Origin of the sequence: Bacillus cereus group sp. BfR-BA-01408 (assembly GCF_022663305.1) — a bacterium.
In the GTDB taxonomy this organism is placed as follows: Bacteria; Bacillota; Bacilli; order Bacillales; family Bacillaceae_G; genus Bacillus_A; species Bacillus_A pacificus.
In genome coordinates this window covers 156,141-168,063 of sequence record NZ_JAKUFF010000002.1, presented here as the reverse complement: position 1 = coordinate 168,063, position 11,923 = coordinate 156,141, and the positions used below count along the sequence as shown (strand labels likewise).

Below are 11,923 nucleotides of genomic sequence, written 5' to 3'. Positions count from 1 at the left end.
ATAGAATAACACACATCATTCATATTTCTAGTATATAACTATAATAGAATACAACTTTATAGCTTAGGATAAAGGTGAAAGTTTAAGTTAATAATTTTTTAATCGGACGATGAGAACTCAAGTGAAATGGGAAAGTGATTTCTTTATCGATTGAATTATTTGATTTTTCATTCGATTCATTTTATTATATAAACATGACTAAAAGATGTTTTTAGTCGGATTTTTTTACGAAAAACCGACTAATATCTGATTTTAGTCGATTTCTATACTATTTGAGAGAAGGTAGACACTATGTGTGGAATTGCAGGGTGGATAGACTGGTCTAAAGACTTGTCTAATGAACAAGAAACGTTAAAAAAAATGACAGATGCTATCATTCACCGAGGACCTGACGCAGAGGGGCATTGGTTTTCAAAACGAGCGGCATTAGGTCATCGACGTCTCATCGTCATTGATCCTGAAGGTGGCCTTCAACCTATGCTGTATAAAGATGGAAATGATACGATTGGCCTTACGTTCAATGGAGAAATTTATAACTATCAAGAATTACGTAAAGAACTTGAGGAGAAAGGTCATGAATTTCAGACACAGTCTGATACAGAGGTATTACTACATGCTTATTTAGAATGGCAAGAAGATTGTGTTCAACACTTAAATGGGATTTTTGCTTTTGGTATTTGGGATGAAAGATTTGGGAAATTGATACTTGGTCGTGATCATCTAGGGGTGAAGCCTTTATTCTTCGCTCAAAGAGGGAGTGCAATTCTCTTTGGTTCAGAGTTAAAAGTTTTACTTTCGCACCCGCTTGTAGATGCAGAAGTAGATAAAGAAGGACTTTCTGAAATATTCTGTCTTGGACCAACACGTACTCCTGGTCATGCTATTTTCAAGGATATACATGAAGTGCGTGCTGGCCATTATATGACGTTTACCTCTAATGGCTCGACTACGACACAGTATTGGAAACTTGAAAGTAAAAAACATGTAGATGATATTGATACAACAGTCGAGACAATCCGCTCCATTTTACAAGATACGGTTAAACGTCAGTTAATTGCTGATAAACCAGTGGTATCTATGCTTTCCGGAGGTTTAGATTCCAGTGGTTTAACAGGTTTAGCAGGAAATGAATTTGGGAATAAAGGGGAACGCCTTCATACATATTCCCTGAATTTCATCAATGATGAAAAAGACTTTGAGCAAGACTTCCTTCGTTTCGATCGTGATGAACCTTGGGTGAAACGTGTGGCTGAATATGTAGGAACAAAGCATCACTCTATAGAGTTAGGATCAGATAGTTTAATAGAGTATTTATTAACTCCAATGCGAGCGCGTGATCTACCAGGAGTTGGAGAACTAGAAACGTCTCTTTATTTGCTATTTAAGGAAATGAAAAAAGACGCAACAGTTGCACTTTCAGGCGAATCTGCAGATGAAGTATTCTCAGGATATCCATGGTTCCATCAAGCAAAGTTTTTAGATGCAGAGATATTCCCTTGGAGTGTTAATTTATGGTATAGTACAGAAATTTTATCAGAGGATTTTAAAGCGAAGATTAGCCCTGAAAAATACCAAAAACAAAAATTTGAAGATGCGGTTGCTGAGGTTCCCTTTTTAGAAGGTGAAAGTGATCTGCAAAGGAAGCAACGTCAAATGTCTTACATGTTTATTACACGTTTCTTGCCATTTATGCTAGAACGAAAAGATCGCACAAGTATGATGAATGGCTTTGAAGTACGAGTTCCATTTTGCGATTACCGGCTTGTAGAATACTTATGGAATGTCCCATTCGAAATGAAAAGTATAGACAATATTGAAAAAGGTATTTTACGTCGAGCTTTTGAAAATGTACTTCCAGAGGATGTACGTTATCGCAAAAAAAGTGCATATCCAAGCACAAAGGATGCCTCTTATCTACAAGGTATTAGTGAAAGGATGTTACATGTGTTGAACGATCCTGAATCACCTATTTTGCCATTAATTAATGTAGAAAGAGTCCGTGCTATTGCAGAAGGAAAAGACGAAGTAATTTCAGGTAATGATGCACGAGGTATAATAGATTATTTACTTCAAGTTAATGGTTGGCTTCAGGAATATAATATTAAATTAGTATGGTAGATGTAATTTTCAAATAAAGAGAATAGCTGAAACATCAATGACCTAAGTGAACCGCACCTTCAATGTATTAGATAGTTATCTAACAATTGGAGATGCGGTTTTATTATTTTGATTTGCAATAACCCTAATCATTTAGTCAATTAGGATCAAATAAGAAACATAGAAATAGAGGAAATAATATGAATTGGTGGTTCCTTTCTGAGAGTAGGAAGTCTATTTGAACTCGCTACCGATAATCAAATGATATGTTAATTAGATTTGATTACTGTATGCATCGTCTTTTCTTCAATAAATATAAAGTGTTAAACTTCATATTTATTATATAAGGAGATTATCTCATGGGTTATTTGCAAATATTAGATGGGGAGTATTTGACACCTGCATAACCTAAGGATTTAGATGAAATTAATATAGATAAGTATTTACGATTGCCTTCCTATTTTTCTTAGAATTCTTTTAGTGAATCAAAATTTGAATTTCGTATACATCTTTTGTACTAGTAGACTTAAGTCTAAAAGTATGTAAAATTACACCATTTGACTAATGGGTAAACTTTACAAACTAATATATACTAGTATTGTGTCTTGCCTTTTTAGGTGCAGTACACAGCCGGTGATTGGCTAGTGGATGTTCTTCCATTTTGCCAGTGCCGGTTTTTTGTTGGATAATAGAGGAAATGAAGTTTTTATAAAGAAAGAAGGGGTTGTTTTGAAAGATGTAAATTCTATCTTTATGAGAGAAAAGATTGCTAGTACTTATCTTTATTTTATTTCTTTTCTTGGTTTGGTTACTATAACTATATCTTTACTTGAAATTAAAATCCCTTCTCATCCAACAATACTCATATTGTTGTTACTATTTATGGGGATCGCAGAGTATTTTCCTGTAAGATTTTGGAGAGGAACTAGTTCGCTTACCTTTCCGATCATTTACGCTATGAATTGGCAGTTTGGAATCCATATAACTATTATTGCTATTGTACTCGTAACGCTAATTATTCACCTGCATCGTCGTTCACCGATACAAAGAATGTTATTTAATAGTACTCAGCATGCACTAAGTTTGATTTTGGCCGAATGGTTTTCAAACAAATGTATGTCCTTATTCATTACTACGATAGATATATCAGTTCTGTATGAAAATTTAATATTTTTGTTATTATTTTGCGTGTTTTTTTGTTTTTTCAACAATCGTTTTTACGATTTGTTAATGATACTCCTTCCGCAGCCATATTCAATCCATCAGTGGTATAAAAAAACTGTAACGGTATTTCTTTGCGAAACTTTTGGTTTCTCTTATTCGGCACTGATGCACGTATTAATTAGTACATATAGTGTGGAGGTAAACGAGATTACAGTACTGTTTTTCTTTTTTCCACTTGTAGCAACTTCTGTTATTAGTTCTTTTTCTGTACGGATAAGGATGGAGAAGGAACGATTATATGAGTTATTTCTTATTACGACCGAAATTAGTCGAGGATTAACCGGAGGAAACTTGAAACATATTAAACAAGCACTTAAAGGTTTTTTTGGCATACAAGCATATGTAATTTGGACAAAAGATGATGAGAACTGGAATATTCTGTTAAAAGATGGGAAAGTCTGCGCTGATATACCTGATGATTCAGAAAAGTTAAGGGGGTTTGAGGAACTTTCTAAAAATCTTGTATTGAATGATTGGAAAATTGGTACGGCTCCTGGAGATGAAATATTTGATAGTGTTATACGCTCACTTGTATATTTTCCTCTTATAGTAAATGATGAATTAGTCGGAATGTTTGTTGCAGGGAAAAGTAGAAATGCAGGTTTCTTTCCGGAGGATGTACAGTCGTTAGCTACATTTTCTAACCAATTAGCTAACGTTGTTAAAACAAGGATATTGATTTCTGAACAGGAAAAAAGAATGATCTTAGAAGAAAGAAATAGAATCGCCCGTGAAATTCACGATGGTATTGCGCAAACATTAGCCGGGGTGATATTCCAACTAGAATCCGCGCAGAAAAAATACCGTGATAAATCAAAAGATATGCAGCAAGTAGTAGAGAAAAGCATAAAAGATTTAAGAGGAAGCCTAGGAGAAGTTCGCTATTCAATTTATGCTTTAAAACCATATCCGACAGAACAATTAGGTCTTAAGCAGGCAATAGCAAGTAAAATAAAATCTTTAAAACAAGAATATGAACTAGACATTACCTATCATGAAAGAGGTTATGCACGTGCACTTAGTTTTTCAAAAGAAAGAGTTATATTTGATACATTACAAGAGAGTTTGCAAAACATTGTAAAACATGCACAGGCAAAAAAGGCTGATGTTTTACTCAGCTATCAAAGTGAACACGTGCTTTTAAGGGTTAAGGATAATGGAGTTGGCTTTTCACTATTTGAGTCTATGGTTAAAACGAAGAATGAGCCACATTATGGTATATTACATATGAATGAACAAGCTGACCAATTAGGGGCTACTTTACAGATTGATAGTTCTGTAGGAAAAGGTACAGAAATTACACTGTTAATTCCAGATTCACAAACAAGGGGTGCGTAAAATGATTAAAATATTAGTAGTAGATGATCATGCTTTTTTACGGGATGCAATTAGGAGCATACTAGAGGATGAATCTGATATGAAAGTGGTTGGAGAAGCTAGCTCTGGGGATGAAGTATTGGGAAAGGTAGAAGAGTGCCGACCAGATTGTATTTTGATGGATATTAATCTTCCAGGGAAAAATGGGATTGAAGCTACAGAGTTAGTGAAAAAAAAATATCCGAGTTGCCGTGTACTTGTGTTTACAATGTATGAACATGACGAGTATTTAATGGATGCACTCCAGGCCGGTGCTGATGGTTATTTATTGAAGGATTCATCATCAGATCAGGTAGTAGCAGCAATTCGAATGTTATACCGAGGTGATTCAGTTATTCATCCGCGTATGACTAAAAAATTAATTACATATCATCAGCAAAAAATGAAAGTAGAATCAAATGAAAATGAACTGACGGAGCGTGAAAAGGAAATTCTCTTTGAACTAGTAAAAGGACTTAGTAATAAAGAAATTGCTGAAGTTTTATATATTAGTGATAAAACAGTTAAAATACACATCAATAAAATTTTTAAAAAACTAAATGTGAAAAGTCGATCGCAAGCAGTGATTTATGCAGTACGAAATCAATTGGTTCCGCTAGATTAAATAAGAAATATATCAAAGAACTATCGTGTCGCTTTATTCTGTATCACAAAGAATAAAGGACAAGGTAGTTCTTTTGTACTATGTAGGCATAGAATCCTTAGAGAAAAGATACTCCTTTTGTTCAATTTTCAGAATAATCAAAATGTGAAATAATGAAAATAGAATTATATTTTAACTTTGTTAATATTTCATTTTGTGAAAATCTTTTATTAGAAATAAATGATGGGGGTCTCTTATAGAAAGAGTAAAGTGAGTGGTTAGCTATATGAGGTATGGGGATGGTAGTAGTGTTGGAAATCTTTCATGATACAAAAGATTAAGATTAATAGATTTTCCAATGCTAAGTAGGAATGTAAGAATCAATTTGTTTCAAAAATAATATGTCTAAGGGGGAGATACAATATGAAACGAGGGAAATTTGGAAAGATTCTTATTGGAACGTTAACAGTTGGAATGTTATTGTCTCAAGGAATTCCATATAACGTATTAGCGGAAGAGGTAAATACATCTACTTTAACTGGAATTGATGATGCAAATGCTATCTTAAAAGGCCTTACAAAGGAACAACGTAATGCCTTAAAAACGTTAGATACAAAACCAGGTTTTGTTATTTCGCCAGGTATCAATACAGCAAGTCCTGATAATGTGAATGTGATTATAGAATTTAAGCAAGCACCTAGCAAAATTGAAGTACTAAAACAAGCGGCTAAAGGGAAAAAGGTAGCTCTTTCAAATGCGGAACAAAAGGTAGAAGCATCACATAAAGGATTTAAAGCAGAGCTTGAACAGCTTCAAAAGAATAAAGAGAAAGGGACAACTGTAAATTCTGCAAAGATAACAAGAGAATATAAAAATGCTTTTAATGGTGTAGCGATTTCTTTACCAGCAAATATGATCGAAGACTTAGTTCGTACCGGTATTGTTAAGCGCGTATGGGAAGATCATGAGGTTAAAATTGATTTGCCGAAAGACACAGCTAAGACTGCTGTTGAACCGAAAATGGCAGATAGTGTACCGCAAATTGGTGTGGACAAGCTGCATGATGAAAAAATAACAGGTAAAGGAATTAAGGTAGGTGTACTGGACACAGGAATTGATTACAACCACCCGGATTTGAAAGATGCATATAAAGGGTATCGTGCAAAACAAGGTGAAGATCCGAGTAAAATAGATCCGAACTCAATAAAAGGATGGGACTTTGTTAATAATGATGCTGATCCAATGGAGACAACGTATAAGGATTGGCAAAATTCTGGAGGATATCCTGAGATTTATGAGGGAAGTGCATATTATACATCCCATGGTACGCATGTAGCTGGGACAATTGCTGCAGACAAACAGAATAGTGTGGATTATGCAGTGAAGGGCATTGCTCCAGATGTAGATTTATATTCATATCGCGTATTAGGTCCATATGGAAGTGGACAAACAAGCGGTATTCTTGCTGCGATTGATAAAGCAGTGAAAGACGATATGGATGTTATTAATTTATCACTAGGAGCATCTATTAATGATCCGTTATATCCTACCTCTGTCGCAGTGAACAATGCGATGTTAGCTGGTGTTGTTACAGTAGTAGCAGCCGGTAATAGTGGTCCGGGAGAAGGTACCATTGGATCACCTAGTGCAGCGGCACTTCCAATTACAGTTGGAGCCAGTGACGCTGCAATGAATATCCCAACGTTTTCCGCCGATGCAGGTGATGTACATGTAGATAAGATGATGCTACTTGGAAAAAGCTTTACTGATAAGATTGAAGATTTGAAAGGACAATCCTTATCGGTTGTATATACAGGGCTTGGGAAATCAGGTGATTTTACAGGGAAAGATGTGAAAGGGAAGTTAGCTCTTATCCAACGCGGTGAGATTACATTTGATGAAAAAATTAAAAATGCTAAGGAAGCAGGTGCAAAGGCAGTAATTGTATATAACAATGTAGATGGGGAAATTACAAGTTATCTTGGGGAAAGTACTTCATCTATTCCTTCGTTCCGCTTAACAAAAGTAGATGGTGAGAAATTACAAGCAAAAGCTGTACAAGGAGATGTGTCGTTAGCGTTTGGGGAACTTAGTAATATAAAAACAGAGGGAGATCACTTAGCTGATTTTAGCTCCCGTGGTCCTGCAACTAAAACAGATGATATTAAGCCAGATATTGTAGCACCAGGTGTGTCTATTTTCTCAACTGTCCCTGAATATATTAATGATCCAAAGGATGGAGAAAATTATCCGGTAGCGTATGGACGTATGTCAGGTACATCTATGGCAACTCCTCATACTGCAGGAGTTGCAGCACTCATTTTACAAGAACATCCAAACTATAGTCCATTTGAAGTAAAAGAAGCACTTATGAATACCGCGGTTGACCTAAAAGAAGAGCGTTCTGTATTTGAAGTGGGCTCAGGACGAATTGATGCATATCGTGCAGTTCATGCGGATACATCTATCGAGGTTGTCGATAAAACATCCAACGTTGTAGATGATGAAGAAGTAGAAATTGAAGAAAAAACAGGTTCTATTGCATTTGGGTATAAAAACCAACTCGAAAATGGACCTATTAAAGATAGTCGAAAAGTCTTAATAAAGAACAGCAGTAAAACAGAGGGGAAAGAGTTTAAATTAGAAGTGGAGTTTTCACCTACAAGTGTAGGTGTGCAAGATGCAGCGAAGAATGGTGTGAAGCTAAACGTAAAAGATTCTATTAAAGTAGCTCCTGGTACATCAGAAGAAATTAGCCCTGAAATTATCATTCCAGATAACGCTGAATTTGGTAGATATGAGGGATATATTCATATTTCAAATAAAAGCAATGAAAAAGAAGTATATCAAGTACCATTTGCAGTTAAATTCACAGAAAAAGGGATTGCGTCTGTAGATTTACTGAGAGATGCAATGGCAACAGATGCATCGAAATTCCATCCATTTATGGAGAGACCAAGTTCGCCTTTGACATTTAAAGTAAATAGTCCTCTTGAAACTATTGATGCAGTTGTGAAGGACCGTAAGACAGGGAAGGCATTAGGAGTCGTTGGTACACTTGATGCAAGTAGTCTAACACCGAATGTTGAATATATGATGTTTTCTGGTATGGGAGGGTATGTACTTCCATTTACAGGGGATCCAGCTCATCCAATTGGGGATAAACCTGTTATGTTGCCTGATGGAGATTACGAATTAAACTTCGTTGGATATGATAAGGAAGGAAAATCGTATACAAAAGGCGATAGCATTATCATTGATAATGTTATACCGGAAATGAAATTTAAGGATGTACAACCTGGTATACACGAAGTAAATGATTCTATGTTTAAAGAAGAAGACGGCCAACATGCATTATGGGTGCATGGTAATATTTATGATTCTACAGTAGATGCATTAAAAGCAAAAGGCTTGCAGTATGATCAAAAAGCGAATCAAATTGTATATTATCAAAACTCAGCCTTCCCATCAGGTTGGTTGAATACAATTCAAGCAAATGGTGATTTTAAATTTGGAGTACTTCCAGAGGAAATAAATGAGCCGTTAAATTTAAGATTATTTGGATATGACCTTGCCACTGCGGGGAATATGGCAACTGGATATAAAGATTATGTCTTTGTAAAAGAAGGGACAGAATACGCTGTTCCAAGTTATGACAAAGATAAAATAAAATTAGGTGAAAAAATTACGTTAACTTTGAATCTCAATAATGTAAAACAGCTTATGTCAGGTACATTTGAAATTCCTTATTACAAGCAGCTCTTTAAATTTACAGATGTGAAACCAAATCCAGCACTTACGGAATATGTAAAACAACATGGACTGAACCTTAAATTAGAAGATCCGAAGGTAAGTGAAGAAGGAGCTTGGGAAAACAAGGTAAAAGTTGGCGCGTCATTGGAAGGAAAAGAATTTAAAGGATTAGATGGAGATACACCATTTTTAGATGTTACATTCGAGATGACGAGTGATGAATACTTTAATGATTTAACTGCATTTGGAGTAGATAAGTTCTCTTATACAAAAGTTGGTGCAACAGAAAGCAATGAGATTCCTGTGTTTAAAGATAAATCTTTTGCGATTGTTTCGAAACATTCAACGGTTACAGGATATATTGGTCCGGAAGCTTTCTTGAATGAAGAGGGCTATTTAGGTAAGAAAGACTATACAAAACTAGGAGCAAAAGTGTACGCAGTTGGCAAGGATGGAAAGAAATATACAGGAACGATTGATGATAACGGGCATTTTGAGATTCATAGTGTTCCAGTAAGCGATAAAGAATATGATATTTTCGTAGAAATGCCAGGTCATTTAAATAGTAAATTAACAACAAAAATAGGGAAAATGCAGGATGGAGAATTAGTAGGACAAAACTTTAGAGCTGACATAGATGATAACCCTGCAGGTGATGTAAATGGCGATAAAATGGTTGATATTCAAGATGCTAGAATAGCAGCTTTATCGTATGGAAAAGGAACAGTATCTGTAAAAGATGGAGATATAAATCAAGATGGTGTTGTAGATGAAACAGATATTCGTTTTATCGAGAAAAACTTCTTGAAAAAGGGTCCAGATGCTAAAGAAAATCAGAAACCGAAAGAAAATGTAGGGCCAGTGACATTAGATAAAATCTTACGTTCTATTGGCTTAGAACCAAAAAAATAAGTGGACAAACTTCTAGAGTAAATAATGCAATCAGACAATGAATAGTAAATGAAATGAGATTGGCTAACAAATAACCGGTAATGATATACGGTAACATTACCGGTTATTTTAAAAGTAATAGTCGTTGGGGTACGTGAAGTGACTAGTTTAAAGAGTATTTACTTTCGTTATGGAACAAGGTATTTGCTTAATGATTATTGTTTGTGGGATGAAAATAAGGATTGTAGTTTGAACTTTAAAAATAGGGGGACTTGTGAAATGAGCATAAAGAAAAAACTTGGTATGGGTGTTATAACTGCAGCACTGGGCTTATCTTTAATTGGTGGGGGAACATATGCGTATTTTAGTGATAAGGAAGTATCACAAAACACGTTTGCAGCGGGTACTTTAGATTTGAGTGTAAATCCTGAAGTGGTTATCAATGTCGACAATCTGAAACCGGGTGATGAAATGGAGCGTGGTTTTCAATTAGTTAACAAAGGAACCTTAGCAATAGGAGATGTGAAACTCCTGACAGATTACAGTGTAATCGATGCGAAGGGGGATAATGGAAATGCTGATTTTGGTGATCATATCCGTGTGGACTTCTTGTGGAATTTGGATAAAAATGAGGTTCCAATTTGGTCTACTACATTATCTGAATTAAAGGTAGCTACGGAAAATGGAAGTATTCCTGACCTTGTAAAGAAAGGTATTGTAGATCGAGAAGGAAATGGACTTGCTCCTGGTGATGATGATACCTTTTATGTAATGTTCACATTTGTAGATAGTGGTGAAGACCAAAATGTATTTCAGGGAGATGCATTGAAATTAAATTGGACGTTTAATTCCATGCAAGCAAGCGGTGAAGAAAAGTAAGTGTAATGATTTGTATACTGTATGTTTAAGACGTATAGTATTCGATTAAAAGAACGGTACTAAAATTGAAGAGTTTATCGTGAATGGTAAAGCTCCTCATAAATATATAGATTAGAAAACTGATGACGATTTCGCTTTTATAATACATCGTAAAATATATTTTACGATGTATTTTGTTGTAAGTTGAATAGTATAGGAATATTAAATAATTGTTCAGCTTTTGAGATGCCTTGAGGGAATTTAGCGCTTTACGCTAGCTTTGCAGCTTTCCTGGCCCTTTATCCCCAAAAACTAAAGTATTTACTAAAGTCTTTATAAGGAGATAAAAAGCTTTTTAATTCTTGACTAATATCTTCTAGATTCCCATATATATTATCTGCGGCTAAATTAATTTCCTCATTAAAGTTATATAGCTGTTCATCTACATAACTGAATTCCTCACAGCAATTATTATGTATCAAATTAAATATAAATGGTTTTATTTTCAATACATTTTCTTCATTTAGAATAAATTTATCCCATAACAGTCCCAGTATTATTTTTACGGGTAATTTTTTATCATACGTTCCTTTTACGTTTTTTAATTTAGGTACGATGTCAACCAACTTATCATTACTAGATAGAGAAACTTCTATAATTTCAATAGAAGGGCTATCTAATGCTTCAATTGTCTGATCAGCCCAATCAATTATTTCAGTTTTTGAAAATAAACCAATTTGTAACCCAATACTCAGAACCTCAGCTATTATTTTTATATTACCCATATATATAACTCCTTAGATTTCTTTGGTAATTATACATCACAGTAACCTAAAATTCAAAAAGTTGTTGCTAGTATGTAGTAACTACAGGGGTTTATAAACTTAGGCTCCCTTCATATTGTTACCAAGCCATAAGATAAAAGCCCTCCTAAAACGAAAAAAGATGAACAAAATAATAAAAAAGATTCATTTCTATTTCTTTTTAGTTTCTATTCTTTAGTAAAAGAACTTAGTAGATGAAAAGGGTAGATTGTACAATTAATTGGGGGATAAGTATAAGTAACTTTGAACAATATTAAGTTCACCATTTTTATGATGCCGCTTTTTCTATAATGGTAAGTTCAAATTATGTTTCTAT

At 34.6% G+C, this 11,923-nt stretch carries 6 protein-coding genes; 5 read left to right on the top strand and 1 reads right to left on the bottom strand.

The annotated features are described in order from the left end of the window. The first annotated feature begins 291 nt into the window (after positions 1 to 291). The 5 genes from asnB (at position 292) to MR083_RS02130 (ending at position 10,804) form a co-directional block, all read left to right on the top strand. A complete protein-coding gene (asnB, locus tag MR083_RS02150; RefSeq protein WP_087996904.1) occupies positions 292 to 2,118 on the top strand; it encodes an asparagine synthase (glutamine-hydrolyzing) in 1,827 nt (608 codons plus the stop codon). A gap of 708 nt (positions 2,119 to 2,826) precedes the next feature. After that, positions 2,827 to 4,659, top strand: coding sequence for a GAF domain-containing sensor histidine kinase (locus tag MR083_RS02145; RefSeq protein ID WP_242268394.1), 1,833 nt, complete (start codon positions 2,827 to 2,829; stop codon positions 4,657 to 4,659). Between the two features lies 1 nt (position 4,660). Beyond that, positions 4,661 to 5,302 (top strand): response regulator, encoded by a 642-nt coding sequence (locus tag MR083_RS02140; RefSeq protein WP_242268392.1) that lies wholly within the window; start codon positions 4,661 to 4,663, stop codon positions 5,300 to 5,302. Between the two features lie 402 nt (positions 5,303 to 5,704). Continuing rightward, positions 5,705 to 9,946 (top strand): S8 family serine peptidase, encoded by a 4,242-nt coding sequence (locus tag MR083_RS02135; protein WP_242268390.1) that lies wholly within the window; start codon positions 5,705 to 5,707, stop codon positions 9,944 to 9,946. A 258-nt stretch (positions 9,947 to 10,204) separates the two neighbouring features. Then, complete coding sequence (locus MR083_RS02130; RefSeq protein ID WP_000023360.1) at positions 10,205 to 10,804, top strand: CalY family protein; 600 nt, start codon at positions 10,205 to 10,207, stop codon at positions 10,802 to 10,804. A gap of 278 nt (positions 10,805 to 11,082) precedes the next feature. Here MR083_RS02130 and MR083_RS02125 read toward each other — a convergent pair whose 3' ends face one another. Beyond that, entirely contained in the window at positions 11,083 to 11,568 is a 486-nt protein-coding gene (locus MR083_RS02125) for a hypothetical protein (RefSeq protein WP_087952263.1), read from the bottom strand. Positions 11,569 to 11,923: the final 355 nt, after the last annotated feature.

What these genes read in the sequence shown, in the direction of transcription:
- MR083_RS02130 (WP_000023360.1), top strand. Translation starts at nt 10,205, where the DNA reads ATGAGCATAAAGAAAAAACTTGGTATGGGTGTTATAACTGCAGCACTG.
- MR083_RS02135 (WP_242268390.1), top strand. Translation starts at nt 5,705, where the DNA reads ATGAAACGAGGGAAATTTGGAAAGATTCTTATTGGAACGTTAACAGTT.
- asnB (WP_087996904.1), top strand. Translation starts at nt 292, where the DNA reads ATGTGTGGAATTGCAGGGTGGATAGACTGGTCTAAAGACTTGTCTAAT.
- MR083_RS02140 (WP_242268392.1), top strand. Translation starts at nt 4,661, where the DNA reads ATGATTAAAATATTAGTAGTAGATGATCATGCTTTTTTACGGGATGCA.
- MR083_RS02125 (WP_087952263.1), bottom strand. Translation starts at nt 11,568, where the DNA reads ATGGGTAATATAAAAATAATAGCTGAGGTTCTGAGTATTGGGTTACAA.